The following is a 26,833-nucleotide window of genomic DNA, read 5'->3' as shown; positions in this document are numbered from 1 at the left end:
TCTTAATTCTTCTGAACACCCGGAACATTCTCAGGCCGTTTAGTTTGCCATTCAAATGGTTCAGCGTCTTTCTCATTTGGGGCTACTTCATCCAATGTATCCGCATCATAAACTCTACCATTTTTGATCACATAAATTAAGGTATTGGTATTTCTGATTTCTTCCAGTGGATTTTCATCCATAATCAATAAATCAGCTAATTTACCTTCTTCAATACTTCCTAAATCACCTTCTAGTCCTAGTGCTTCTGCTCCTAAAATGGTGGCAGTTCTCAAGGCATCTATATTGTTCATGCCTCCGCTGGCAACAGACCATAATTCCCAGTGATAGCCTAAACCTTGCAGTTGTCCGTGGCTACCCACTCCGCCAATACCATCTGCTTCTACTAAATCTTTCATGAATTTAGCATGCTTTGGGAATACGTGTTCCTCTTCCATAAACCAGGCACCTCTTCTTCTAGATTTCTGAGCTAATTCCTCATAAGGAGTAAAATATTGAAGCTTTTTATCGTGATAAACATCTTCTGTTGCATAATAAAACTCTTCCGCCCATGGACCACCATAAGAAACCAAAAGGGTAGGGGTAACTGCCATTTTAGATTCTGCAATAGTTTGAACGGCATCTTTGTAAATGCCTACAATCGGTAAACTGTGCTCATGTCCTGGGTAGCCATCTAGTAATTGCGTCATGTTCAGTTTGTAATCTAATCCACCTTCAGTGGTTGGCATCAATTCCAATTCCTTTGCTGCCATGATAATCCACTGGCGCTGCTGTCGATTTCCTACCAAATACATTTTAATACTTTTTGTATCATAATATTCGCTGTACTGCTTCAATACTTCTTTAGCATGCTCCAAAGATTTGATTTTATACATCCAGTAGCCAACACCAGGACCAGTGCTGTACACTCTAGGTCCATGAATCATCCCTGAATTCACCATGTCAGCGTAAGTCAAAACATCCGTAGTAGCCGTTTGTGGATCACGAGTGGTGGTTACTCCATAAGCTAAATTGGCGGAATAAATCCAAACCTGATTTTTGTGTAATCCCCAATTAGGCCACATATGTGCGTGAGTATCAACAAAGCCAGGAGTGATGGTTTTACCACCAGCATCAATGGTTTTAGCTCCTTTTGGAACTTCTAAACTACCACTTTCTCCAACAGCTTTAATGCGGTTGTTTTCAATTAAGATATCGCCATTTTCAATTACACCCTGATCAGACATAGTGATGATTCTTGCACCTTTTAAAAGGATAGTACCTTCTGGAATATCTTTTTCGTAAGCTACTTTTACTTTTATCTCTTTAGCCGTGAAGCCTTCCTCTTTCTCTTCTTTGTCTTTTTTCTCATCTGCTTTTTCTTCCTTGTCCTCTTCTTCTTGGTCTTCCTCAGAATCTTTATCTTCTTTCTTTTCTTCCTCCTTCTTTTTCTCGGCTTCTTTTTTAGCAGTGGCTACGCTATCTGCATAAGCTTTACCTGCAGCTAAATCATAAATGAAATGACTGGCGCCTAGTGACCAATGTATTTTTTTGCTGTCACCAGACCAAGCAGGAAATTCGCCTCCCATAACTGTTAATTTCATAGCAGGGAAAGCGGCATTATCTGCTTTCGCTAATGAGATTTTAGGAGTCTGACCATATTTAGGGATGGTCACCGAATACACATCATTATTGATTTTTGCTAAAGCCGTTTCTCCATCTGGTGAAATTCTAATTTCCGATGGTTTCGAAGCTTTATTATTTTCTTTCCATGCTTTCTCATCACCCGGTAAAATATTGTGAGAACCATCGTGAGCATGAATCATGTCGATAGATGAGCCATAAGTAGTGATTCCTGTCAATTGCAAATGCTCTTTTTCATCTGTTCCATCCCATCTTATCGAGATTAATCCTTTAGAGCTGTGGTTCAAATAGATTCGATCCTCTACTTTTGAGAAATGAGGAGTGCTTCTTCCTTTTGCTTTGTCAATCAGATTTACTTTTCCACCTTCAGCTGAAATCCAGGCCAAATCTTCCATCATTAAAGAACCAAATGGGTCAATTGCATCTTTATACACCTGATTGGCTCCTCTGTTAAATACAATTCTATTTTGATTATATGACCATTCAGGATCAAGGTATAGCGCTGGGTTTTGTGTCAGCTTCACAGCTTTGCCTCTGCCATTAGAATTGATTTTGTATAAATGACCGCCTTCTTTTTCTTCCCAAGTTGAGAAAACAATTTGAGTACCATCAGGAGACCAAGCCGGCATCGCTTCAGTGAAATTATACTTTGTCAATCTTTTTGGTTCACCATTAGGCAAATCCATAACATACAATCTGTTTAAAGCGGTAAAGGCTAATTGGGTTCCATCAGGAGACGGTACACCATCTCTTATTTGCGTCACAAAAGCTTCTTTAGCATCTGAAATAGGATATTCGAATTTCAATCTTGGGCCCAATTCCAATTTCAAATCTACCTCAAATGGAATTTCAGAAGCCGTTTTGGCATTGATGTCAATTTTGTGGATTTTACCCCCATAAGTGGCGATTAAAAATTTGCTATCAGGAGTGAATGACATAGCAGGATAAACGCCTAAAGGAGCGATAGATTCTTGCTCATCTCTCTGTACCGGATAAGCTAACCATTCTTCATCACCGGTTTTTAAATTTCTTCTTACTAAACCGGTTTCAGTTTCAAAGCGCGTTCCATAAACCAACCATTTTCCATCAGGAGAAAGGGTAGGGGTAAAAGCAGAACCGTAGCGTGAAGTGATGGTGGCCATATCGCCATCTTCCATATCGTATGTACCAATTTGATACTGTGGAAATTGTGCATTATAGTTCCAAGCAGAATTTCTCTTTGAAAAATACACCAATTTTCCATCAGGGCTGATGGCAGGGTCTGTGGTTTTCAAATTATCTGGCTTATCGATTAACTGCGCACCAGAGCCCCCTTCTTTATGGTAAATGTGCAGTTTGATATTTCTTCTTCCTTTAGCGCCTACAATATATTCCCCATCTGGAGTCCAATCGGCAGAGAAGTAATTTTGATTGTTATCTTTGGTGATTTGAGTCATCTCCTCTGACTCCAAATCCATAGTCCAGATGTTGTCTGAACCGCTTTTATCGGATATAAAAACAATGGATTTCCCATCCGGACTGAAACGAGGATGTACATCATAAGGCATTCCTTCTGTGACTTTGGTGGCTTTTCCACCCGAAATTGGAATGGTGTAAAGGTCGCCCATCATATCAAAAATGATGTTTTGCCCATCAGGACTGACATCTACCGAAAGCCATGTGCCTTCTTTGGTATTGAATTCAATTGTTCTTTCCGGCTCGAGCGGTAGTTCCTTTGTGGCTTTTTTAGTGCTGTCGGCTTTTTCTTCCTCTTGGGCAAAAGCGCCAAAAGTGAAGGCCAATAAGCCTATCAGCAATGAAAGTATGCTATATTTTTTCATAGATTAAATGGTTAATTATAATTGAAATATAGTGAATTTTCGGGATATAGTGAGTAGGTTTTTGAGGAGCGGTTGTGAAGGGATAAAGCGGATGCTTTGAAATTGATATTCTAAAGAATTTGTTAAGGGTTAGCGGTGATAGTTTTAAAACTAATGGTAATGCCATTATTTCCTTTAGTTAGTAAAATTGAGGGTTGGTCAGTTCCAACCAACAAATTAAGTTGATAAAATAATTTCTCAGCACTTTCTTCTGTCATGTCTTGAGAGGTGAATTCTAAATCAATAAAGTCACTTCTTTCATTCACATTAAGCTGTATTCCGGAACGAGCGTTAAAATGGTTTAGTTCTGCCGAAATCATCAGCAAGCCATTCGAAATTAAGGCAATAGCAAGGTTAGCTTTGACATGAATAATGGTCTCCTCGTCTATATCGGGCATAGGAAAACCGCCAACTGCTTTTGTGGCATTACGTGTCAGGTCTTGAGCTGAGATTAAAATTTTTGCTAATTCAGAGCCTGAAAAATCTTCAAGTAGGTTGGTGAGGGCATCTAAACTATCAATGCTATTGAGTACATTCATTTCAATATTAAGAATTCTGTCTTCCATTAATTCATTAGCATCTATTGCAGCCTCTAAAGACATTTTGATGGTTTCTGAATTTTCATGCTTAACAGAAATGAACTGATTAGCAATGTTTAAGAATGACCGTATGGTAGCGATATGCGAATGGCCTGAATCTACAAGCTTTTGAATTGGTCTGATGGAATCGGAGATTTCTTTAAAAGCAGGATTTAATGTTCTGAAGGTGAGGTCTAATTTAGTTTGTTTCCTACTTTTGGTGAGGGCTTCTAATCTTTCATTTACTCTTTCAGACAATTTTTTAAGCATTGTCCGTTCTTTCTGGCTGAAGTTCCTGTTTTTAGTATCCAAGACGCATAGCGAGCCTATCACAATGTCATCTATTTTTATAGGAACCCCTAGATAAGAATTAATATTAAATTCCTTCGCTACATGTTGTGGGATTCTTGGATCCTCAGAGGCGTTATTTACTTCAAAAACCTGCTCATCACGCACTACAAATTGACAAAAGGATAAATCTCTATGCGTTCCTCTGGAGGTTTCAAGAATGTTAGGCAGTCCCGTAGAAGCTTTAAAAAATTGAATCTGGTCTAATATTAGGCTTACCAGACTCATTGGAGTATTTAACTCTTTGGCAGCTTGTTTAACTATTTCTTGTAGTTCAGCATCATCAGTTTCTGCTAATAAATCCTGAGTAAATAATTTATAGCGGTCGTAATCATCACCTAAAACATCAATTCTGTCCATGAAATAATTTTAAGTAAAATTAGCTTACTTAAAGCTTAATATAAAACATATAGTGGATTTTTACAACATATTTTGTACTGAAGTAAAAAAAGGATAGGCCTAATATTTTTCTTTGTCCAATTGTGTTGGAGTCGATGACCGGCAAGGTATTTTCTCCAATCTATATTTAATGGTTCGAAATTTCTTATTGCGGAAAATGTTTATTAACGTTGAGTGTATAATTTCGTGAGGGATTGCGGACTTCAAACTTAGCTAGTTACCACTCAAAATTGATGCGGGTGATACCATTCGAAAACCTCTTAACCCTTATGAATTATACATATTGTTGTGTTTTAGTGCTTTATTCTCCGATTCCTCCCAGCACGTTGGCAGCCATACTCTTTGACAAGTTTTGGTCGTAGATGAGGTTTTTGAGTAACTTGGCAATGTGTATGGTTGCGAAGGGTCGGCATTAATTCACAATTGTTTCCATATAACAATCAAGAAAATCTTCTGTCACACCCCTAAGCTTTCTTTTTTGACAGAGTGCATATAATTCTTCAACTGCCGAATATGGAAAGAACTTAGTTTCTAATTCTGAAAATTGCGGTTTGTTTGCCTCCTGAACTACCTTCTTTCTATCTTCATCTGGAGCAACAACAACGTAACGAGTCGGAAAAGGAGGAAATTTGTCATAGAAGTTTTTCATTCTTGTTAATCCACTCGTTACACCAGTCGAATGCTCAATCTCCATTACTGCTGGCATTAAACGACCATTCTTAAACCAAATGCAATCAATCAGTAAGGCTGCTTTCACTGCATCACGATGTGACTTTATCAAGACTTCATCATCAAGTTTTGCTATCACCCCTTCAAATTCTCCAAGCTTTTTATTTTGATATAATATTCCTTTATCATTTTGAGCTACCCAAGTTCTAAATCCTAATTGCTTTCCAATAAAATATAACGCAATCTGAATTTGTGCATGTCTGCGTTTGATATCAATATCAAGTTCTTCAACCTCCATGTCAGCAGGTAAAACTAATGCGTCATAATAGGCTTCAAGTGTAGGGACTTCTGAAATAACAATCTCTGTTTCTATTTGATTTGTAACCCCATTCTCATGAGGAGAATCAGGATTCCATATTAAATGTTTATGCCCTTTTTTAACGGCTTCATTTGCATTTACACTCTCTATTCTCCCTGGATAACAAAAATGAAATTGAGGTGTATGTGCAATTAAAGCTTCTAATACAGAACGAGTATTGTAACTTGCTCCTAATATTCTATCTACATTAATAGGTTGGTTAGAACGTATCGCATTTGCTAAACGCCAAATCATTTGAGAGCTAATCGTAACTGATTTTTTGTCTGCGAAAGTTTCCCCTTTTGATGGGTCGCATCTTTTAATTCGAATTGGTCCTTCAGGTAAAGTAACTGTTTCAATTTGAATAAGCCCTTTGTTCTTCGGGTTCAAGTACTGATAACTGTTTTGCTTTGGTAGTTGATTTATAAATGAGACTATGTTTTGAGCCGTTAGTTTCTCCATTTATTTTATATTTTTTATTTACAAATCCATTGAAGAAATTTAAAATCGTAACAGCCAATCCTTGTGCTGCTAAATATGGTACACCATTTCCTATTGCCTTAAATGAATTTGTAAGAGTTATATTATCAGGAATTATAAAATCTTTCGGTAATGATTGAATTGCCAAAGCTTCTGCAACTGAAATTCGTCTTGCTTTATAAGGATGTAAATGCACCTCATTATTTCCATAAGCTGCTGTTGGAGAATATCTCCATCTGTGCAATCTTTTATAAGACTTTTTGCTATCATCTCCTTCATCAACACTTTGGAATTTCACAAGCCCTGCTTTAGGAGTAAAATGTTTTGACTGATTTTTATGATTTATGATATCATTTTTTTCAAACCAATATTGAATAGTTAGTTCTTCTGGAACAATACTTGGTTTTATCTTAGGTGAATCTTCAATGAATTTTTCAGATTTCTGCCATGGAATATTAAATACCTTCTCTTTGTCATATTTAATTCCAAAATCCCAATCAAAATCCCATAAAAATGGAGTGCCATTATCTTTATATGTATTTGCAAAAAGAAATTCTTTTTTAAATCCAATAAGAATAATTCTATCCCTATCCTGTGGAACTCCATATTCAATAGAATTAATTAATCGCTCAGTCAATAAATAACCATTTGTTATTAATTTTTCTTTCAATGTTTCATAAAATGCTCTATGCTTTTTAGTCCTCCATAAACCTTTTACATTTTCAAACAGAAAGAAATCAGGTTTGGTTTTACATATCAAGTCTGTATACGTCCCAGAAAGTCTACCATTTTCACCTTCTTCACCTTTATTCTTACCTCCTACAGAAAAATCAGGACAAGGAGGACCACCAATGAAACCAACCGCCTTATAATCCTTTTTTGAATTATCAAGATTCGATTTTAATTCATTTAATTTTTCCTTTATAAGAAAGTCATTAATATCATTTACATGATGACCAAATCGTGGTGCTTTAATACCAATATTCTCTCTTGCCCCTTTATAAATATCCATGAAAGGTTGATGGTACTCATTGGCAAACAAAGTCTCAAAGAATCCAGTTTTTTCAAATCCTAAATCCAAAAAACCAGCTCCAGCAAAAAACGAGAATATTCCAATTTTATCATTCATTTTATCACCTTTATATCAGACAAAAGTACGATTTTAAATCGAGCTATTGAAAAAATTTTCCTCTTTTGCAAGCTGAACCATCAACCAGAGGGTAAGAGCTTGCAAATGCGTGTAGGCATTACTTGCACATAATCTCACTACATTAAACACAACAATTGAATAAAGTACACCCCAAGGTGCATTTATACCTTTTATATTCTTTGCAATCTACTGAAATTATAGTTAAAAAAAACTATCTTGATGAGTTGAAAGAGGTGGAAAACAGTTTTTTCCGTAGAATTAAACGTTTTATTCACAGATAAGTAAATAGTGAATTTCATATAAATGATTAAATATCATAGAAAAGTAAATCCTATAAGGCTTGCTAGCCTTATGGTCATTTTAATTATTTAAGTTAATCCAGAATGGCTTTTAAAAAGAATACCTAGCACTCAATAAAAATATTCTGGTTTCTCTTTTGGCGTAGTATGATTGAGAAAATGAATTCGTTAAACGGTCTCCTGCATATCTCAAGCTATCGAAAATATCTCTAGCACTTAAGGAAATAGTACCTTTTTTGTCCAAAAAACTTTTTTGAATGCTGGCATCCATATAATATTGACCTAAATTACTGCCTTGGGCTTCAATTTCTGGAGAATAATAATTTCCCACCAATTGAATAGTAATATCATAAGGAAGTTTAAAATCAGAAGTTAGTTTACTATTTAATGCGTAGCCATTATTGGTAAATTCTTCACTGATATTCGAGCCGTCAACTCTTATATTAAAACCTGTAACACTTCCATTCAGCGTCCACCAGGGAGTTATGTCTTTTAAACCTATTACTTCTATTCCATATGATTCAGCGGTATTCAAATTTGCAGGCTCTGAATAGGAAATGCCGTCTTCAACTCTTGTGATATAATCTAGCCTTCCTTGTATTTGTCGGTAAAAGAAATTGGTAGTCAAACTGGATGTTTTACCCTCAAAAATATGTCCTAATTCCATGGAATTAATCAACTCGGGCTGTAGGTTCGGGTTTCCTCTTCTCACGTTTAGTGAATCGGTAATATCTGGAAAGGGATTCAATCTCCAAGCTGTAGGTCGGTCTATCCTTCGACTGTAGGTGAATTTGAAGGATTGATTATTCGTTAATTTATATAATGTTTGAAGGCTCGGGAATAAATTGAAGTATTCTTGACTGTTTTCCTCATCCGTATTATACAAATAAGTGCTAAGCTGAGTAAGTTCTCCTCTTACTCCTGCAATTACATCCAATTTGTCAAATGATTTGGAAAGCACTGCATAAGCGGCATGAATCCTGTCCTGATAATCAAATTCATTGCTTACGGCTGGGTCATCTTCAAATTCATTATTTTCAAAAGAGAATCTAGAGAAATCAAAATCATAGGTGAAATTCCTGATGTTTGATTTCAAGCCAGTTTCTAATTTCATTTGATTTTCAAAAGGATGGATATAATCGGCCTGAAAGACATAATTATATCTTTTTTCGTCCGTAAAGGCTTGTTCTCTGCCGTTCAGTCCTGATTCATCTGTACTTAGGGTACCCCTAAAAATTTCTATATTTTGCGTTTTAAATTGGTTGGTATAGGATTGTGAAGCAGAAAATTTAAATGACCTTTCTTTTTCATCGAAATCCCTTTCGTATATAATGGCATTATCATACCCATCGTCTGATTCATTTTCACTATTTCTTCTGACATATTCTAATAATAGATTATCAGTATTCGTATCATTCAATTCGGAGAATAGTGTATTTACTTGTTGGCTATAGCTAGTACTTAATACACCCTCATAACTTAAGGTATTATTGCCAAAATAATAATCTGCTCCGTAGTTAAAGGTGTGGCCTTCCCTTCGACTTTCAGAATTGGTATTTTGTCTTAAGTTTTCTTCATCTTCGAATATGGTTCTGTTGACTCTTCTTTCTCCTACGTTTTTCCAATTTCTATAATTGTAGCCTCCATATACGTTATATCGGATGTCGCGGTGATTAATTTGACCTCCCAAACTTGAACGTCCTCTGGTTCCGTAGAGCCCGTCAATTCCACCATTGGTGCCTAGTTTATCTCCTCTTTTTAATTTTATATCAATAATTCCTGCCTCTGCTTCAGCATCATATCTGGCATTTGGGTTGTTAATCACTTTAATCTCCTCTATGGAGCTAGCCGGAATTCGGTCTAAATTTCGAGTTAAAGAAGAGTTTCTGCCATTAATGAGCACATTGGTTCCTGAGCTTCCCCTTAAAGAAATTGACCCATCGTCTCCCACTCTCACGGAAGGGGTATTTCTTAAGATATCCAATAAAGTACCTCCCAGGTTGGATAAATTCTGGTCAGGATTTATGGTGATTCCTTCTACTGTTGTTCTCACCATAGGTTTTGTGCCTGTTACTTCCACTTCGTCTAGTTGGTTGTTCTCATTAGTCATTTCAACCTTTCCAAGTTCCATGTTTTTGTTGAGGAAGATATCACTCAATATTTTATCTTCATATCCTATAAAAAATATTTTAAGCTCGTAGTTTCCTTTTGGTGCCTGAAGTTGAAAATTTCCTTTTTCGTCAGTATTGGTAAAAGTTTCAGGCTCCTTAGCATTTTCTTTAAAAAGAGCTACCTGAGCAAATTGAATTGGGATTTCATTTTCAATGTCGTAAGCTTGACCACTTATAGTAAAGGGATTATTTTGTGCGGCCAATTCTGAATAGGGGAGACTTAAAAAGACAACTAGAATAAAATAAATAATATTTTTCATAAGGTATTATTAAAGCTTTACCATATGAATTGAGTATCAAACACTTTTGTACAACCTCGGTGGGAGTTAGATTGTTATTAAGTGCTGATTTTAAGCTGATTAATATTTATAAGAGGTTTAAATGGAATTTGACTGGGAATGATATATTAATCCAAAACTATTAAATAGGTTCAGGAAGGAACTTAGAGTAGGAATAAATAAGCCCGACTTTCTAAAGTCAGGCTTTTTGAATATTATGTATTGTTTATTTATTTAATCTTCATCCTCATCAGACTTTAATAAGGCATAGGCTATAACTCCGCCCACAAGGGCAACTCCGCCTACAAAGAGACCTATATTCAAATTTCTTTGAATTTTCTCTGCTCTGGACAGATAGCTGGAGCCTATTCCTTTTCTTGCTATAAAGTTCTCTAAATCGTGCACTTTATTTTCCAATTCCTTTAGTGTTTTATCTTTTATCGTTGACATTTTGTTTGTTTTAAATGATTTAAATAAAAACTACTATAATATTATACAGGATTGAAGCCTATATTGTTACACCTAAGCTTTTTAGATACTTATTCTCAGATTAGAATTAATTTTTTCTTTCCACTAGCCCGGCTCCGTATTCCTTTTTCACGATTTCTTTGGTAGCACCTTTTACCAACATATTTCCACTTCCGTAAATTTTAGCGTCCAATTTATCGGATACATTGATTTTCATGGATCCTAAACCAAACAAGCTTGCATTAGCATTTTGTACCTCAAAATCATAAGCATCTATACTTCCTGCTCCACTATTTTCAATGTCCATCTTATTAGCATATCCTTTAATGGTTAAACTTCCCGGGCCTGATAATTTTGCGTCTATGCTTTCGCTTTTAATATCTACTTCCATACTTCCGGTTCCGGCCACCAATAGCGAGAGTTTATCAGATGCAATTGAATTTTCAGTGATAAGCTTACCGTTTCCATTAACGGATAGACTTTCTACATCTTTTATGGATACATATACTTTTAATGTGGGCATCAATTTAATATTGTCAATTTTTTGCCATATACTTTTGCTTGATTTGGAGTCGTCTCTTTTAATGTTGATATGCAAAACCCCTTCTTTCACAGTAATCTCAGTTAAATCATAAATCTCTTTCTCTGCTTCAACCCTTACTTCCTCTTTATTGGATTGTTTTACATACACAGTATAGGCTGAATTGACACTAATGCTGTGAAAATCCACTATATTCATCACATTATAATTGTTTACTTGTGCTGAAATAGAGGTTGAGATCAATGAAAATAGAATTCCTAAAATAAAATTTGATTTCTTCATCATCATAATTTATTGGTGATGCTATTCAAACGAACTAAGCTTCACAATGTTGACTAATGTAATTAATTAGGATAAATTACATATTTATATCGATTAACTTTATAAAAGACCACATAAAAAAAGACCTGCTGTTTTGCAAGTCTTTTAAGAATCTAAAAAGAATCAGCTTCACTATCTAATCACTCTATCAGGAAATACCACAACCGATTCATTTCCATTTTTATCTACCGCAGATACACCGAAATAATAATTATCAATTACAATGCCTTCTAAAGTATGCTCATTTACTTTTCCTACATATCGGAAATTATCCCAGGTAGGGGAAGTAGTTAATCTCCAATAGATTTTATAGCCTACTATATTATCATCATCCACTTCGTCCCATGCTAAAATGGCTGATGGCGCTACTACTCCGCCTATTCCTACATTTTGAGGAGCTGGTGGTGCCCAGGCCAATCCTGCCAAGGAAATGGCATTTACAGCCGTTAGTTTTTTGGCATAATCAAAATTTACACCTTCCACTACATCTCCATATTCAATTCCATCCTCCACTCTAATATCCTGATGCTGACGGTTATAGTTTTCATGAGCTTCCATGATTCTGATGCCAGCAAAGCCCAAATCATTGAAAGGCCTGTGGTGTCCGCCTCTTCCAAATCGATCCAAACGGTAAATCATCATTGGATTCATTTCGGGCATGTAGGTTTTCACCTGATTATGAACGTATCGAGCCAATTGTCTGGATATTCCGTCCACTTCCCCGCCATAATATCTTCGCATAGTTCGTTCTCTTTCTGTTTCAGTTGGGGGAACCGGCTCAGAGAATATTCTGAAAGTGCGGTTGTCAATTACGCCATCCACTCCTTCAATATTACCAATCATATCATTATTCAATATACCAATGATATTCCATTCTTTCTCTTTGGCGTATTCGGCTAAACCTGCTCCGCCAAACAATCCTTGCTCTTCACCAGAAAGTCCCACATAGACTATACTGTTTTTGAATTTGTATTTGGAAAGAACCCTTGCAGCTTCAATAGTGCCTGCCATTCCTGAGGCATTATCGTTTGCTCCTGGCGCATCAGTTTCATAATCCATTGTATTACTTGCACGAGAATCAATATCTCCTGACATTAATACATGATTATTAGGGTAATCAGTTCCTTTTTGAATAGCCACTACATTTACTACCCATGCATCTTTAGGTACTCTGCTGTTGCCTTCTTTGGTTACGTAATCTTTTTGATAGAATACTTCTAGACAACCACCACATTCCTCAGAAATTTTATCAAATTCTGCTTTTATCCATCTTCTGGCCGCACCAATTCCTCTTGTATTGGAAACGGTATCGGAGAATGTATTTCTTGTTCCAAATCCTGCCAAAGTTCTAATGTCACTTTCAATTCTTTCTGCTGATACTGCTTCTATTATATCATAGTGGCGAGTATCCACCTCTTGGGGTGCTTGGCTAAAACCAAAATAGGCAATAGCGCTCAAGGCAATCGTAAGTATATATTTTTTCATAGTATGAGTTATTTTTCATGAATATATGAATACCAAAAGCAAAAAGTAAGGAAATTGTTGTGGAATGAGCATCATCTTTGATGAATGGAGGATGAGACGATGAATTGATATGCTGATGTGTTGATGGATGAGTTAGCACGAAATTAGGTCAGTACCGAAGGTCAGCACCGGGCTAAAATGAAATAAAGTAGAAGTAGGATAGATATAAAGTGGAAATAATTAGAAATAGGGTAGATATAAAATGGAAATAAACTGGAGATATGCTGGAAATAAGATTGAAATAAAGTTGAGATAAAAAGGAAATAAATTGAAATAGGATTGATGAAAATTAAATAAGAATTGAAATCTTTTTGCTTCCAGCTTCTCACTTCAAACTTCTAACTTAACCAAAAAACCTCAGAGCATCAAAGAAATTGCGTGAACCCCGATTATTACAGGATTTGGGCTGCTTGCCCGATCAGCCTTCCACTGTTATCCTGAATCCCTAAAAGGGAAACGAGGTCCGCTAGCTAGCGGATGAGGCCTGGCTTTACAGGTTTGCTTCACCCGGTATTGTCATACTTGTTAGGTTCACCAAAATTTGTTTAACACCCTGAGGATGCTGCAAAATTACAGCTTTCAAAGTTCAAACAAGAAGACATTATGGAAAGTTTTCCACAGAAGAAATATATTCTTACAAATTGAAGTAATAAACACTTTCGAATTGGATAATATGGTCTCGATTCGAACTGATTAAGTCGCTATAACGGCTTTGAACTGAAAATTGTAACTTTTGCCCACCTTTTATTAATCTTCCAATTCCTAAAGAAAATCTATTTTCCAGTTCATCTCCAAGGCCATTAAAAGCATAAACCAGTTCATTACCTCCAATTAAATAAAATTCTTTTGGATCCAGACTTTCTCCTTGCAAGGGAAAATCATTACTAATGGCATATCTCAATCTGGTTAAATAATCGCTAGAGCGGATTCTTTGCTCTAATCTAATTTTATTTCCTAATCGGTAGCCACCAAAATTGGTAATAAAGGCAAATTGTTGCGTGATTCTATGCTCCCAACCACTTTCAGGTTCAAAAGGATCAACTGTCCTATACATATAGCCTAAACTTAATTTTTTACTTCCAAATAGGGTATATGTGCCAAATGATTTAATTTCCCAACGATCCGTTTTAAGATTCCTTTCCCCTTCACCATAATTTGTAAATCGTTGTCTTCCTGATATGGACATATTATAACTCCATCGTGAATCTATTTTTTTGGTAACTGAAATTCCGGGTTCCCATCGAAGAGAGGGTTTATGCTGGGTATTTCCCAAGAAGGGAATTGATATGAAAACAATAAAAAGAAATTTAGTAAAGTACGTTGTCATCAGCTCTTTTCACGATTTTCTTGATTTGCTCCATTTCACCTTCAGCATCAAAAAGATACTCAAAAAAGCCTCTTTCATTTTCTTCATCTACCACTTCAGCTTCAATTTCGTATTTGATGATCAGGTCTTCCAAATCCATTTCCATGAATTCCTCTACATACTCTTCATCATCATCAATTTCCAGTTCTCCATCTTCATATTCCTGTTCTCTGTTGTATTGAATCTGGATTCTGTTGAGCTTGTACTTTTTATAATTAGTTTGAAAATGTTGTTTTATTTTATCTTGAATGTCTTCAGGTAGCTCATTGAGTTCTTTCAGGATTTCGATATCCAGCAGGCTGCCGTCCTTTAAAAATTTGATACTGATTTTTTCATCTTTATAGATGGTCTTTACTTCAAAAAAGTAAGTTTCCTTCTCATAATCTTTGAAAAATCGAGTCCTTTTCCCCTTTTTAAGAATGGGTTCAATTAATTCCAATGCAGGTTCTGGAAATTCTTCTTGTTTTATTTTCTCCTCTCTTTCATATTTTTCACCAATTTCCTGGGCAATGGAAATGTGTGCAAATACAAAGGATGCTAAAATTATAATTGAATATTTTAAATAAGAGCGCATCACTTATTTTGTTAAAAGACTATCCATTTTAGCATTAAAATCTTGAACAAACATATCGTAATATTTTCCTGTTCCAGGCCCGCTAAAACCAGTGTGAATGCTAACCAATTCACCATTTTTATCAATGATAATCATGGTTGGAAATGAAATCACACGATTGAGCATGGGCAAAGTTTTAGAAGCTTCTTCTTTATCATTAGTGCCGGCAATCAGGAAGTCATATTTCACATCGTATTTATTGATCATTTTTTCAACCCTGCTTTTGGCATATTCATAATCATCTTTAGCTTCATAAGCCAAGCCAATGATTTCCACTCCTCTGCTTTTATTTTCATCATACCATTTCGTAAGGAATTTGGTCTCGTCCATACAATTGGGGCACCAAGTTCCAAAAATTTGTACGATTACTACTTTGTCCTGATACTTTTCATCTTGAAGACTCACTTTCTCTCCTTCCAGATTTGGGAAGCTGAAATAGATATTATCATAGCCTTTTTTCAAATAAGTTAAAGAATCGGGATGCGGGAGTTCTGCATTTTCGTTTTTGAAGGCTGTCCAGCTTTCATACCAATCTTTTCCTGAATAAAAATCACCTTTTAGCGTTTTATCCTCTTGCAATTCTGCTTCAAATAGAAAGGCGTGATTTCCATCAAAAGTACTTAATTTCATTTGATTTCCTTCTGCAATGCCCACTAGGTAGCGGTAATCACCCAAGGGAGTTAAAAAAGTCCCCTTGATATTGCTTCCTTTTTGCTTAAAAATCCCAACCGCTTCTGTGGTATCTTGTTCCTTAGGTTCAATAAAAGTGACTTCCCATTTTCCTGAGAAATCCGCTGGCTCTTCATTTAAATCACTCTTAAATCGAGTATCTCCTTTGTGAAAAGTTATAGGAAGCACATAATCTGCTTCGTAGTGTTTAGTATAGGTTCCCGCTAAAACATTATTACCAATTTTTACATCAATCGAAATGTCGAAAATATGTAAAGGAATATGAAGAGAGTCATTTCTTTTTTCAATTTCATCCAATTTGATCTCTTCTTCACCATTAATAATGCTTGCCTTAATTTCTCCATTTTGCTCCTCCTGAATTTGCATTTTAAAAGGCATGGTTTTTCCCTGCATACTAATTTCACCAATCCATGTTCCAGAGAGTTCGATTTTTTCTTGTTTTGGGGAACAAGCAAATAATAGAATAAAACTTAATAGGTATAAATATTTCATGTGTAAATGTTTATAAGTCGCCATCCCGAAAAATCGGGACAGGCTATGTAATAGTCAAGGTTTACAATCCTAGTTGCCAACTTTCAATAACCATTTATATTCATATCGGTTGGTATGCCGGATTTATGACTATTTCATGCTGATTTAACTTAAAATAAAGATTTTGGGTTTTAGATTTTGACGCTAATGTAAAATACTTTTAAGTAATTATGGAGGGATTTTAATGATCTTTAATAAAAATTTCAATCATTTGTTTTGAGGGCGACCTTAAATTCAGCTCCTTTTCCTTTTTCACTTTCAACCCAAATTCTTCCGCCCATCTTATCAACCATGGTCTTCACGATATAAAGACCTAATCCTGTGGATTCATCAGTACCAATTGGCTTGGCAGAAAGTTGCTGATACTTTTTAAATAAACGGCTTTTATCATCATCCGTAAGCCCTGGTCCCTGATCCTTTACAGAAAATATGATTTCATCTCCTTCCTTGAAAATGGTGTAGTTGATTTGCGTTTCGTCAGGTGAGAATTTTATAGCGTTGGAAACTAAATTGTCTATAATTCTCCTCAAATAAGTGCGATCAACATCAATTTTGAGGTCTTTATCCAATACCTGGGTGATGAAAATGATATTCTTTTTGGCAGATAATAATTCGTAGGGCATGAGGCTATTGTCAACAAAATCTTGAATATCAATCAATTCAGGATTAAATTTTTTCTCATCCAACACCATATTGCCGGTATCCAAAAATCCTTTTACAATCTGTAATCCATCTGCAACCACCTGCTTGATTAGATTAATTCTTTCTACTTGTTGGTCGCTTAAATTTTCTTGATTATCGCTCAATAATAACTGAACGATGGTGTAAACTTTAGCAAAAGGAGTTCTTAAATCGTGGGTAACTTTCCCTAAGATATCGTTATCATCATATTGTTGTATGATTCTGGATTCTTCTGCTTCTAAGTCAGTTATGCTTTTATTAGTGGACTTGCTTTGAAATTCAGTAAGGTTGGCATTGATCTCATTGTAGGCCACGTTCAATTTTCTGAAAAGTGAATTCAATCTTTCATTGGCGAAATATAATTCGCTCACATTGTCAAAGACCCATAATTCTCCTTCTTTTCCACCTATATATGCATTTTTACGAATTACTTTTAGTACAGAATCTTCAAATTTCCAGATCCAATCTTCCCCAAAGCTTGAAGGTAGAGCATTTAAGCTGATTAAATTATTGCCCACCATTTCCACCTCATCTTTATTGGTGACTTTTACCTTAAGTTCAGCTAATTTTTTTGTAAAAAGTTCTGAAGGTATCGTTTTTTCATTTTTTTCTAACCCAAAAATTTCAAGTGCCTCATTATTGAGCCATGTGTTGCCATTTTTATTTTCAGTAAAAACGATAGCTTGCGGTAGTCTATCAAGAATAGTCTCTAATCGCTGAGTTTTTGATTTTTCTTTCCTTTCGTTATTGATTAATAATATGAGTTCTTTCAATCTTTCGGAAATCACATAAAAGAACTTTTTATCTTGAGAACTTAGATCAAATTTATGCTGTGAAGAAAATCCTACATATATTTTTTTATCATTTAAAACAATTGGAAAAATCAAATGATGCTTAAAAAGCAAGAACGGTTTTTTAATTTCTACAGTGAAAAAAGGATGTTGGCTTTTGTCCTTTAATTCATGATTAAAAGGGATGCTTTCTTTAATTAAAGGGTTTTCCATATCCCATTTGAGGCAATTGTCTTTTTTACTGTCTTCTACCACCCAATGTTCATCAGCTCCAAACTCATCAGTGATAAATTTCAGCATATTATTGAGTGCTTTTACAGGAACACCATTTGCCTCAACCAATGAACTTTCATTCATGATTTTTAGGAGAAGTTCACCTGGAAGTTCAGAAGCTATTTCAGCAGTATGTTCTAATTTGTAACCCATAAAAACTACTAAGGAATTTAAATTATTTTATTTCATCCCCAAAAACAACTTAAATATAAGCTAAAAATCACATCTTATCGAAAAAAATGAAGATGAATATTTTTTGAAGGATATCGGATTTTATAATTCCCAGTATGCTTTCTTGAGAAATTGATGGTGTAGTATTTTATTAAGGATATTTACCGCTTAATATATCAGTGAGAAAAACTTGCTCTCTCTTGGAAATTTTCTTTGCCAGAAAAACATTTTGTTGGTGATCAAAATAGATTTTATCAAATTGATCATTAATAAGATTATTTCCTTCAGTGGTGAGAATTCTACTGGTTCCGTATTTCTCAACTTTTAAAAAGTTATTGCCTACTGCAATATTGTTATAAGTAGGAAAGGTGATAACCTTCCCATTGTTTTTGGCAATTCCCCACTTTGAAGCTTTTCGTAATAAATAAAACTCCTTTTCTTTTATGATTTCATCGTATTCTGCTTCAATAATAAAATCCCCATTTTGATTGATTACACCGAATTTATTGTTCAATTTGACAAATGCTGTATTGTTTTCGAAATCTGAAACTTCAGCATAATAGGGTTGAATCACTAAATCTTCCTGTCGGTTGATAAATCCCCATGAATTTCTAATTCTGATAGCAGAAAGTTCATTATGAAATGGGCGGACAGAATCATATCGGTTTGCAATTCTCAAAATCCCATCTTGATTGATGAATCCCCATTGGCCATTTTTTTGTATGGCTAAATATTCATCATCGGAGAAAATAATGGTATCATAATGAGTGATTTTAAATAATTCTTTTCCCTCTTTATTCAAGAGGATATGTTGTTGATCATTTTTGAAAAGTATCCCTAGTTCCCCGTGTCCATTGTATTTTCCCGATTTAAAATCTGTTTTGACATTTCCTTTTTTATCAACCAATCTAAATTGCTGGTTGATATCTTGTTCAACGCCAAACTCACCATAAAAATCATAATATAATTGGGCCTCTACCTTATCTCTTCCATCTGAAATATATTCTCTTAAGTATTTGTCCACCATTTTATAATTTAATTCATCAATAGGTTCGATTGACAAATATTGAGGAGGGATAATCCAGTCATTTTCTTGATTTATGACTCCGAACTGCCCTTTGAAATTCACAATGAAATGTTCCCCGTTTTTCTTTATGTCATTGTACATAGGCGGAATAATTTCTTGTAAATCCTCATCAAAAATCCCCCAATTGGATTTGATTTTTAATTCTATTAATTCATGGGAGAATTTGAAAGAGTCGGCTACAATCGATTCCCCTTTTGTATTGATGATAATGTTTTCAGATCCTTGATATGTTTTCTTTTTTACCACGAAGAATTCTTCATTCCATTGAACATCTCCCTCAAATTTTTCGCTAATCAATTGATTGCTGTCTTTCGCAATAAAAGTTCTGTTTGAATTTTGAAGAATAAAATTTTCACCAAACACATCCTTTACATCACCAAGAAAAAGCTGCTGGTCTTTTTGAGTATTGGCATTTCGAATTTGGGCAAATGAAGAGGTGTTTTTGACTAATAAACTATCATTAAGATAAAAAATGGAATCAGCTTTCTGTCTGCCGATTTCTCGTCCTTTTTGGTTAAGTATTGTCCACTCATCTAGCTGTGTCACATAGATGTGTTTCCCGTTATTCCATTCAATCTTTTTGTATTCGATGGGCAATAAGATTTTGCCATCTTGTCGTATAAGACCCTGTTTACCGTTTTTGAAAATAATCGCTACTCCATCCCTAAATGTGGAGACACTGTCTATATTTTCCAATAGTTTTTCGGGTTTGGGAGCTAATTTAACGAGTTCTTTTTGTCCATTCCCTTGAGTTAAAAAGAAGTTGTTATGCCCTAAAAAGCTGATATGGAAATATTCAAAATCTATAATGATTTTATCGTTTGAATTGATGACCCCAAAGAAAATATCTCCTTCTTTTTTAGTGGCGGTTATTAAAAAGTCGCCTGCTGGAATGATATTCCTGTACTTAGATTTAATTTTAGTTTTTCCGTTTGATTTTAAAAGACCGTAAAATATTACTTTTGAATATCTGCTTTTTTCTGAGACAACAAATAGGTCATTTTCAAATGGTACAAGTGAATTGTATTTTGGCTTTGATATCTCTTCAAAATCATTGGACATTAAACCCCATACTCCATTTTGCTTATAACCGATAACATCAGTAAAATCCCTTGTTTTTCCGTCAGACCATCCAAAAGCTTGATATTTTGCATCCAACAATATATTGCCCTTTTGGTTTTTCACTCCTTTCTTTCCTTTTTTAGAAAATACTTCCAAAGCGCTATCCAGCGGGAATTCAGCATAAGCCTGTGCCTGACTGGCATAAGCAAATAATGACCATGGGATTAAGAAAATATAGAGTAATTTTGTCATATTGAAAGGTAAAATAACTTTCTTTTTATTTATGATGCTCAATAATTTTGAGTCAAAATTTGGGTGTTTCAAATTTCAAAAATATAAAAGTAAAAGCAGTCTGCATATTTTATGAAGGAAAAGAATGATTTTTTCGACCAGGTATATCAAGTAGTTCGATTAATACCTAAAGGAAGAGTAACCTCTTATGGTGCTATTGCTAAATACTTAGGAGCTGCAAAAAGTTCCAGAGTTGTGGGCTATGCTATGAATGCATCACATTCTATGGATGATATCCCTGCTCACCGTGTCGTAAATCGTAATGGTTTATTAACGGGTAAAATGCATTTTGAAACGCTCGATGCCATGCAAGATGCCTTGGAAGCGGAGGGTGTTAAGGTCAAAATAAATCAAATTCAGGATTTTGAGAAAGTTTTTTGGGATCCTATGGAGGAGTTGGATATGTGATGCAATTCTAAAAGAATTAGAGATTAAACTTATTTTTTATGGTGAAATTCTAGACGAAACCTGTCAGGTTTTAAGGCTGTTTTAAAAGTTGGATTAATGAAATATGTTCTCTAAGTACCGATTTCTGATATCACGGTAGATATAGAAATCTAAATCTATGCTCGCAATTTGATGAATCCCTTTTACCTCTGAAGCAACAATTAAGCTGGCGTCTGCTAAATCCATTGGCACATCATCATTTTTTTTAGTTAACTCTGTTAGACGGCTGATTTTGTCATGCTCCAATTCAAATATTTTTAAGCCACCTCTTTCTATCCATTCTAAGAAATTAGCTTGTGCTTTAGTACTGAAACTCAACATATGAGAGGTTTCAGTAATCACAGGCCAAGTAGTGACTAGACCTCTCTCAAGTGTTTTTAGAAAAGAAATGGCTTTTAAATGATATTTATCGCTTCGGTCAAAAAGTGCAATTAAAGGACCTGCATCAATGAGAATGTTTTTCATTTAGCATCTTTTTTAAACGTTTTTTATAAGTGGTTGAGCGATCAGTATCATGGCTTGAAGCTGCTCCAAATAAATCTTGACCAGATTCAAAGGCAGAAACCTCCGATTTTTTGGTTAGATATTGAGCTAGCGCTTCTTTAACTACCTGAGATTTAGAAAGCCCATTCTGCTTGCAGTATTCTGCAAGTTTCTTTTCTTCTGATGATGTTAGTCGTGTAGTAAGCATCTCTAAATTATTTAGTATTACAATTGTAATACAATTTTTTTAATCCGCAAGTTCCAATTTACTTTTTTTAATCAAAAATAATCCAAAGAAAGTAAGCAATCCATTGACTACCAATATTTCAAATCCAAATTTATAGCCGTAAAACCAAGCTTCTGAATTTTCATTAATGATATAAGAAACGATAGGAGAAAGTATGGCAATAAACGGTACCCATTTATCTTTCAGTTGATATTTTGTTATCAAACCAAAAGTGAATAGACCTAAAATTGGTCCGTATGTGTAGCCTGCTGCTTTAAAAACCGCAGTGATTACGCTTTGGTCGTTTATGGCTTTAAAAGCAATGATGACTAAAAATAGAATCACAGAAAAAGCTAAGTGAACCTTAATTCTAATTTTCTTAGAAATAGGTTTGTCATCTTGACCTAATCCAAGGAAATCAACACAAAAAGAGGTGGTAAGAGCTGTCAGGGCTGAATCAGCACTTGAATAAGCAGCAGCAATTATGCCCAAAAGAAATACGACTCCCGCAATTAAAGGAAAATGTTCCAATGCAAGCAGTGGATATAAATCATCGGTTCTGGCAGGAATGGCGATATTCATTTCCCCTGCATAAATGTAGAGTAAGGCTCCCATGCTCAGAAACATAAAATTGACAATAACCAATACTATGCAAAACCAAAACATATTTTTTTGAGCATCCTTTAAAGATCGGCAGGTGAGGTTTTTTTGCATCATATCCTGATCCAAACCAGTCATTACAATGGCTATAAAAGCACCGCTGATAAATTGTTTGAAGAAATTTTGACCACTCTGCCAATCCCAAACAAATATTTCAGAATAACCTGAAGCTGATACTTTCTCGGTTAATTGTAACCATGACATATCCAAAGCATCTTTCATTAAATAAATGCTTATGGCAACTGCTGAAATCATAAAGAGGGTTTGGAGAGTATCAGTCCAAACAATGGTTTTAATTCCACCTCGAAATGTGTAAAGCCAAATTAAAGCAATAGTAATAGCCACCGTAACTGAAAAAGGCCAACCATAAGCATCGAAAATAGCTAATTGCAGAACTCCAGCTACTAAAAAGAGCCTAAAAGCTGAACCTACAATTCTAGAAAGTAAAAAGAAAAAGGCTCCACTTTTATAGGAGTATTTTCCAAATCTTTGTTCCAGATAAGTATAAATACTAATTAGATTAAGCCGATAATAAAGAGGAAGTAAAACAGTGGCAATCACGAGATATCCCACCAAATAACCTAATACCACTTGAAAATAAGCAAATGCAGTATTGCCTACTTCGCCTGGTACGCTGATGAAGGTGACCCCAGAAAGAGAAGCTCCAATCATCCCGAATGCCACCAAATACCATGGGGATTGTCTATTGGCAGTGAAGAAGGTTAGATTATCATTTTGTTGAGAAGTAAAATAGGAAATACCCATTAACACTAAAAAATAAATGGATATGACTGAAATGACCAGAATCGGACTCATAATAAGATTTTATGATGAAAATAAATCAATGCATTTTAATAGCTGTAAATTTATTAAACTTAGGTAAGCTATTATGCATTTTACAAAATTGGTTTTCAATAAATCCGAAGTTGGTTAAATTTTCGTAAATTTGCATTAGAAATGTGCTTAATTGTAACATTAGGCTTATTTAAAAGTTATTGAAACGTGATGAACAATTTTAAAATACATTATCAATATCAAGAAGACAAAAGAGAAGAGGTTTTAGAATCGATCTCTGATGAAGAACTTAGCGATCTGATTGTTTATAATGACGATGTCAATACTTTTGATCATGTGATCAATACCTTAATAAAAGTATGTAAGCATACACCGGAGCAGGCTGAACAATGTACACTTTTAGTTCATTACAAGGGCAAATGCGCAGTTAAAAAAGGCTCTTTTGTAGATTTAATTCCCTATAGGCAAGGAATTGTGGATGCTGGCATTAATGCGGAGATAGAATAATATGGAGTTTTCCTCTAAATTAATTGAGTCAGCGGTAAATGAATTCTCAAAACTTCCCGGTATTGGAAAAAAAACCGCTCTAAGATTAGTCCTTCATTTATTAAAACAAGAAGAAAATTTCACTTCTGAAATTGCGCAATCTTTAATGGAAATGCGCCAAAACATCAAATATTGTAAAAAGTGCCATAACATTTCTGATGAGGAGGTTTGCAATATTTGTAAAAGCCATAAAAGAGATGCCTCCATCATTTGCTTAGTAGAGGATACGCGTGATGTTTTGGCAATCGAAAATACTTCCCAATACAATGGGCTTTATCATGTTTTAGGTGGTATTATTTCCCCCATTGAAGGAATTGGTCCGGAAGATTTAACCATTGACAGTTTGATGGAGAGGGTGTCTGCCCCTGATTCAGAAGTAAAGGAAATTATTTTCGGACTTTCACCCACAATGGAAGGTGACACCACAGCTTTCTATATCAGTAAAAAAGTAAAATCATTAGGAATTAAAACCAGCACTATTGCCAGAGGTATTCCAATTGGTGGCGAGTTAGAATATGCCGATGAAATCACCTTGGGTAGAAGTATTGTGAGCAGGACAGCTTATGAATAGACTTCATTCTTTAACGATCTTTAAAAGCAATTCAATTCTAAGGTTTTTAATTAAAATAAAGTATTTTTTATCTACCTGATAAACAGGAGTTTAGGAGGTTGAAATTGCTTTTGGCACAATACTTGGTTAATCCTTCATAACACCAAACAATTAAAGTTATGAAGAAGCACATATTACTTCCGTTCGTTTTAGGGTTAGGGTTATTGTTTTTTGCTAATGCTGCAAAATCTCAAAATTTTCAAATTGTGGCTTCTTTTGGTACGGCACATAACTGGGCAGTTCCAAATGCGGTGCTTTATGAAATCGATTATTATTATCCTTATCATCAGATTGTACATATCAATCGTGAGAGAAGAGGAAGAAATCTTTTTTATAATGTATTATTGGAAAGAAGAGGGCAGTTTGTGGAATTGTTTTTTGGCAGACATGCCATGATTTTGGATATCAATTATTATTATAATTACCCACTTGCTCAGCATATCTGTAGTGCACATTGTGGATATCACGGTAATTTTTACAGAACTCATCAAGTAGTTTGTAATCATAGAGGTCATGGTCATGGTCATCATCATGGACATAATCACATCGCTTATAGAAGTGGTAGAAATTATAATACTTATGCTGCTAAAAATAGCGCTGCCAATAGAAATGTAAGAGCTAATTATGCTTATAATAATTCTAGGCAGGATGTAATGAGAAGTTCTAACTCTAGAAATTCTGTCAATAGGAATTCTGTCAATAGGAATTCTGCCAACAGGAGCTCTAGCCCAAGAATAAATAATGGAGCGAATAGAGAAAATTCTAATGCTAGAGTCAATAAAGGATCAAATAGAGGCAATTCTAATTCTCGGGTTGATAATGCCGCTAGAAAGCCAAGTAGTTCGGTAAGAGGTAATTCTACTCAAGAAAATAGTAAAGCTAGAAGTTCGAGAGGTAGAAGTTCTTCCAATGCTAGATCGAGAAATTGATAATCTATAAATAATGTAAAAGAGCAACTTGGATATATTCCAGGTTGCTCTTTTATTTTTGAATGGCTTGTGATTCGGAATTTTTTAAATCAGGATATTTTGATTCCAACTGACTCCTAAAACTAATCAATGCTTCCAAAACCAAAGCTGTAGTAACGGCATCCGACTTCCAATGCAATACGTGTCTCACCAAAGTCCCACCAGAGAAAAATACTCCTCCTTCCCAAAATATCTTGTTTTCTTTTTCTTTGGCATTGGAGAAAATATATTCAATTCCGGAAATGATAGCTTCCTCCGAATTTTCAGATTGAATTCCAGAGATATTCAACAAGCTATTAACGGCTAAAACGGTGGACTGTAATTGATCTCCTTTATTAATGATATCTCTTGAAACCCATTTATTTTCTTCAAAATATTTCTTCAAAATAAAAGATTCAATTAAAGCGCAACTCTTATCTAATTCTTCAACTCCATTTTTATAAGCTTTAGATACATAATAAGGTATATGATATTGATTTGGATAATAAGTGGCCGCATAATTGTAATTTTTATCCTTCACATTATCTTCAATAAAATCAATAGCATTTTCTGAGGCGATGCTTTTTTGATTATTGTAAACACTTAAAACATTCAAAATATTAGCATTTACCACTAGGTCTAGGTCATTGCTTCCGTATGGAATATAGGGTTGATATGCGTGCGGATACATTTTACTGAATGGAAGATAAAATGTTGAAAGATGAAATAATTCCTGAATAGGATTCCATCCGCTTGCAAAATCATGTTCATCTCCCAGCCAAGTGAGATATGCACCGCTTTCCGTACCCTGACCTTGCCAGAAATTATACCACAATCTATTTCTTCGGTTGGTATCTGTATAACTATCAAAAATTAAGTGTATGCTATCCAAACTATCAGGGATTTGATCCCCTTTCATTTTATTACTTAAATAAAGGGCCATTAAACCAGCAGCCGTATCGTCTGCATCATTGGTGACATTGGCCGCTTTAAGCATAAATTTCATTTTAAGAGGGAAGTTATTGGGTCTTCTTACTAGCTCATCTGTTTCTTTTTCAAACAATTTATGAGGTTTTGTTGCTGGCAAAAGATTCCAGAAGTTAAAACTGCCATCGGATTGGTAATCCATAATTCTATCAAAAGCCATATCCAGCATGGGCAGAATTTCATTGTATTCCGGATATGCTAAATAGATATTGGCTAGAATGTTGTGAATTGTGGCAACTGAGAAACAATTTGAATCATAAGAGCTGTTTTCTCCGCCTAATAATGGAAACCAAAAATTCATGCTCATCTGGGTTTCCCATTCTCCTTTGAATTTAAAAATAGAATCATTTTCTTTCTGTTGAGAGGCTTCCAAATATGCTATCCCTTTTTTGATGTGGGTAAGGGTTTTGGAATATAACTCTTCAGCATGTGCACGGTTTTGGATTTGGGAAAATGAACAATTGATCCCTATAATAAAAAAAATGATAATTAGCCGAAATTTCATATTCG

Annotated in this window: 21 protein-coding genes; 4 read left to right on the top strand and 17 right to left on the bottom strand. The window is 34.9% G+C overall.

Going from position 1 to position 26,833, the window contains the following annotated elements:
* Positions 1 to 2: 2 nt before the first annotated feature.
* The 13 genes from ACFE0M_RS06355 to ACFE0M_RS06295 all read right to left on the bottom strand — a co-directional run bounded on the left by ACFE0M_RS06355 (position 3) and on the right by ACFE0M_RS06295 (position 20,583).
* Positions 3 to 3,443 (bottom strand): amidohydrolase family protein, encoded by a 3,441-nt coding sequence (locus tag ACFE0M_RS06355; RefSeq protein ID WP_434544910.1) that lies wholly within the window; start codon positions 3,441 to 3,443, stop codon positions 3 to 5.
* A 122-nt stretch (positions 3,444 to 3,565) separates the two neighbouring features.
* Positions 3,566 to 4,768, bottom strand: a complete 1,203-nt coding sequence (locus ACFE0M_RS06350) for a GAF domain-containing protein (protein ID WP_434544909.1) — start codon at positions 4,766 to 4,768, stop codon at positions 3,566 to 3,568.
* Positions 4,769 to 5,219: 451 nt separating this feature from the next.
* Positions 5,220 to 6,224: a restriction endonuclease gene (locus ACFE0M_RS06345; RefSeq protein WP_434544908.1), complete on the bottom strand. Its 1,005-nt coding sequence runs from the start codon at positions 6,222 to 6,224 to the stop codon at positions 5,220 to 5,222.
* Positions 6,190 to 7,443 (bottom strand): DNA cytosine methyltransferase, encoded by a 1,254-nt coding sequence (locus ACFE0M_RS06340; RefSeq protein WP_434544907.1) that lies wholly within the window; start codon positions 7,441 to 7,443, stop codon positions 6,190 to 6,192. Before ACFE0M_RS06340 ends, ACFE0M_RS06345 begins: the two co-directional genes overlap by 35 nt.
* A gap of 411 nt (positions 7,444 to 7,854) precedes the next feature.
* Complete coding sequence (locus ACFE0M_RS06335; protein WP_434544906.1) at positions 7,855 to 10,194, bottom strand: TonB-dependent receptor domain-containing protein; 2,340 nt, start codon at positions 10,192 to 10,194, stop codon at positions 7,855 to 7,857.
* 252 nt (positions 10,195 to 10,446) lie between these two features.
* Positions 10,447 to 10,662 carry a hypothetical protein gene (locus ACFE0M_RS06330; RefSeq protein WP_434544905.1) on the bottom strand — a complete coding sequence of 72 codons (216 nt, stop codon included), beginning with the start codon at positions 10,660 to 10,662 and terminating at the stop codon, positions 10,447 to 10,449.
* Positions 10,663 to 10,768: 106 nt separating this feature from the next.
* Positions 10,769 to 11,503: a head GIN domain-containing protein gene (locus ACFE0M_RS06325; RefSeq protein ID WP_434544904.1), complete on the bottom strand. Its 735-nt coding sequence runs from the start codon at positions 11,501 to 11,503 to the stop codon at positions 10,769 to 10,771.
* A gap of 171 nt (positions 11,504 to 11,674) precedes the next feature.
* Positions 11,675 to 13,027 (bottom strand): M28 family peptidase, encoded by a 1,353-nt coding sequence (locus ACFE0M_RS06320; protein ID WP_434544903.1) that lies wholly within the window; start codon positions 13,025 to 13,027, stop codon positions 11,675 to 11,677.
* A 673-nt stretch (positions 13,028 to 13,700) separates the two neighbouring features.
* Entirely contained in the window at positions 13,701 to 14,393 is a 693-nt protein-coding gene (locus ACFE0M_RS06315; protein WP_434544902.1) for a DUF2490 domain-containing protein, read from the bottom strand.
* A complete protein-coding gene (locus tag ACFE0M_RS06310; protein WP_434544901.1) occupies positions 14,374 to 15,006 on the bottom strand; it encodes a hypothetical protein in 633 nt (210 codons plus the stop codon). The genes ACFE0M_RS06315 and ACFE0M_RS06310 overlap by 20 nt, the downstream gene beginning before the upstream one ends.
* Before the next feature lie 3 nt (positions 15,007 to 15,009).
* Complete coding sequence (locus tag ACFE0M_RS06305) at positions 15,010 to 16,227, bottom strand: TlpA disulfide reductase family protein (protein WP_434544900.1); 1,218 nt, start codon at positions 16,225 to 16,227, stop codon at positions 15,010 to 15,012.
* Positions 16,228 to 16,469: 242 nt separating this feature from the next.
* Positions 16,470 to 18,164 (bottom strand): sensor histidine kinase, encoded by a 1,695-nt coding sequence (locus ACFE0M_RS06300; RefSeq protein WP_434544899.1) that lies wholly within the window; start codon positions 18,162 to 18,164, stop codon positions 16,470 to 16,472.
* 169 nt (positions 18,165 to 18,333) lie between these two features.
* Positions 18,334 to 20,583, bottom strand: a complete 2,250-nt coding sequence (locus ACFE0M_RS06295; protein WP_434544898.1) for a WG repeat-containing protein — start codon at positions 20,581 to 20,583, stop codon at positions 18,334 to 18,336.
* Between the two features lie 111 nt (positions 20,584 to 20,694).
* Between ACFE0M_RS06295 and ACFE0M_RS06290 the strand changes: the two genes are divergently transcribed.
* Positions 20,695 to 21,030: an MGMT family protein gene (locus ACFE0M_RS06290; RefSeq protein ID WP_434544897.1), complete on the top strand. Its 336-nt coding sequence runs from the start codon at positions 20,695 to 20,697 to the stop codon at positions 21,028 to 21,030.
* 93 nt (positions 21,031 to 21,123) lie between these two features.
* On the opposite strand, the gene ACFE0M_RS06285 is transcribed toward ACFE0M_RS06290, so the two are convergent.
* The 3 genes from ACFE0M_RS06285 to ACFE0M_RS06275 are packed head-to-tail and all read right to left on the bottom strand — an operon-like array spanning position 21,124 to position 23,254.
* The gene (locus ACFE0M_RS06285) at positions 21,124 to 21,534 is read right to left on the bottom strand and encodes a type II toxin-antitoxin system VapC family toxin (RefSeq protein ID WP_434544896.1); all 411 of its coding nucleotides are present in this window, start codon (positions 21,532 to 21,534) and stop codon (positions 21,124 to 21,126) included.
* Entirely contained in the window at positions 21,515 to 21,760 is a 246-nt protein-coding gene (locus ACFE0M_RS06280) for a ribbon-helix-helix protein, CopG family (protein ID WP_434544895.1), read from the bottom strand. Before ACFE0M_RS06280 ends, ACFE0M_RS06285 begins: the two co-directional genes overlap by 20 nt.
* A gap of 39 nt (positions 21,761 to 21,799) precedes the next feature.
* Positions 21,800 to 23,254 carry a sodium:solute symporter gene (locus tag ACFE0M_RS06275; RefSeq protein ID WP_434544894.1) on the bottom strand — a complete coding sequence of 485 codons (1,455 nt, stop codon included), beginning with the start codon at positions 23,252 to 23,254 and terminating at the stop codon, positions 21,800 to 21,802.
* 189 nt (positions 23,255 to 23,443) lie between these two features.
* On the opposite strand from ACFE0M_RS06275, the gene ACFE0M_RS06270 reads away from it, so the two are divergent.
* The 3 genes from ACFE0M_RS06270 to ACFE0M_RS06260 all read left to right on the top strand — a co-directional run bounded on the left by ACFE0M_RS06270 (position 23,444) and on the right by ACFE0M_RS06260 (position 25,318).
* Positions 23,444 to 23,740, top strand: coding sequence for an ATP-dependent Clp protease adaptor ClpS (locus tag ACFE0M_RS06270; RefSeq protein ID WP_434544893.1), 297 nt, complete (start codon positions 23,444 to 23,446; stop codon positions 23,738 to 23,740).
* A gap of 1 nt (position 23,741) precedes the next feature.
* On the top strand, positions 23,742 to 24,350 hold the full coding sequence (gene recR, locus ACFE0M_RS06265; protein WP_434544892.1) for a recombination mediator RecR: 609 nt from the start codon (positions 23,742 to 23,744) through the stop codon (positions 24,348 to 24,350).
* Positions 24,351 to 24,508: 158 nt separating this feature from the next.
* Positions 24,509 to 25,318: a hypothetical protein gene (locus tag ACFE0M_RS06260; protein ID WP_434544891.1), complete on the top strand. Its 810-nt coding sequence runs from the start codon at positions 24,509 to 24,511 to the stop codon at positions 25,316 to 25,318.
* 52 nt (positions 25,319 to 25,370) lie between these two features.
* Here the strand turns inward: ACFE0M_RS06260 and ACFE0M_RS06255 are convergent, their stop codons facing one another.
* Positions 25,371 to 26,828, bottom strand: a complete 1,458-nt coding sequence (locus ACFE0M_RS06255) for a hypothetical protein (protein WP_434544890.1) — start codon at positions 26,826 to 26,828, stop codon at positions 25,371 to 25,373.
* Positions 26,829 to 26,833: the final 5 nt, after the last annotated feature.

It is taken from the genome of Marivirga sp. (assembly GCF_051117495.1).
GTDB lineage: Bacteria > Bacteroidota > Bacteroidia > Cytophagales > Cyclobacteriaceae > Marivirga.
Note: the sequence above shows the minus strand (reverse complement) of the source record. Positions and strands in the feature narration are given on the sequence as shown.

What these genes read in the sequence shown, in the direction of transcription:
- ACFE0M_RS06355 (WP_434544910.1), bottom strand. Translation starts at nt 3,443, where the DNA reads ATGAAAAAATATAGCATACTTTCATTGCTGATAGGCTTATTGGCCTTC.
- ACFE0M_RS06350 (WP_434544909.1), bottom strand. Translation starts at nt 4,768, where the DNA reads ATGGACAGAATTGATGTTTTAGGTGATGATTACGACCGCTATAAATTA.
- ACFE0M_RS06340 (WP_434544907.1), bottom strand. Translation starts at nt 7,443, where the DNA reads ATGAATGATAAAATTGGAATATTCTCGTTTTTTGCTGGAGCTGGTTTT.
- ACFE0M_RS06335 (WP_434544906.1), bottom strand. Translation starts at nt 10,194, where the DNA reads ATGAAAAATATTATTTATTTTATTCTAGTTGTCTTTTTAAGTCTCCCC.
- ACFE0M_RS06330 (WP_434544905.1), bottom strand. Translation starts at nt 10,662, where the DNA reads ATGTCAACGATAAAAGATAAAACACTAAAGGAATTGGAAAATAAAGTG.
- ACFE0M_RS06325 (WP_434544904.1), bottom strand. Translation starts at nt 11,503, where the DNA reads ATGAAGAAATCAAATTTTATTTTAGGAATTCTATTTTCATTGATCTCA.
- ACFE0M_RS06320 (WP_434544903.1), bottom strand. Translation starts at nt 13,027, where the DNA reads ATGAAAAAATATATACTTACGATTGCCTTGAGCGCTATTGCCTATTTT.
- ACFE0M_RS06315 (WP_434544902.1), bottom strand. Translation starts at nt 14,393, where the DNA reads ATGACAACGTACTTTACTAAATTTCTTTTTATTGTTTTCATATCAATT.
- ACFE0M_RS06310 (WP_434544901.1), bottom strand. Translation starts at nt 15,006, where the DNA reads ATGCGCTCTTATTTAAAATATTCAATTATAATTTTAGCATCCTTTGTA.
- ACFE0M_RS06305 (WP_434544900.1), bottom strand. Translation starts at nt 16,227, where the DNA reads ATGAAATATTTATACCTATTAAGTTTTATTCTATTATTTGCTTGTTCC.
- ACFE0M_RS06300 (WP_434544899.1), bottom strand. Translation starts at nt 18,164, where the DNA reads ATGGGTTACAAATTAGAACATACTGCTGAAATAGCTTCTGAACTTCCA.
- ACFE0M_RS06295 (WP_434544898.1), bottom strand. Translation starts at nt 20,583, where the DNA reads ATGACAAAATTACTCTATATTTTCTTAATCCCATGGTCATTATTTGCT.
- ACFE0M_RS06290 (WP_434544897.1), top strand. Translation starts at nt 20,695, where the DNA reads ATGAAGGAAAAGAATGATTTTTTCGACCAGGTATATCAAGTAGTTCGA.
- ACFE0M_RS06285 (WP_434544896.1), bottom strand. Translation starts at nt 21,534, where the DNA reads ATGAAAAACATTCTCATTGATGCAGGTCCTTTAATTGCACTTTTTGAC.
- ACFE0M_RS06280 (WP_434544895.1), bottom strand. Translation starts at nt 21,760, where the DNA reads ATGCTTACTACACGACTAACATCATCAGAAGAAAAGAAACTTGCAGAA.
- ACFE0M_RS06275 (WP_434544894.1), bottom strand. Translation starts at nt 23,254, where the DNA reads ATGAGTCCGATTCTGGTCATTTCAGTCATATCCATTTATTTTTTAGTG.
- ACFE0M_RS06270 (WP_434544893.1), top strand. Translation starts at nt 23,444, where the DNA reads ATGAACAATTTTAAAATACATTATCAATATCAAGAAGACAAAAGAGAA.
- recR (WP_434544892.1), top strand. Translation starts at nt 23,742, where the DNA reads ATGGAGTTTTCCTCTAAATTAATTGAGTCAGCGGTAAATGAATTCTCA.
- ACFE0M_RS06260 (WP_434544891.1), top strand. Translation starts at nt 24,509, where the DNA reads ATGAAGAAGCACATATTACTTCCGTTCGTTTTAGGGTTAGGGTTATTG.
- ACFE0M_RS06255 (WP_434544890.1), bottom strand. Translation starts at nt 26,828, where the DNA reads ATGAAATTTCGGCTAATTATCATTTTTTTTATTATAGGGATCAATTGT.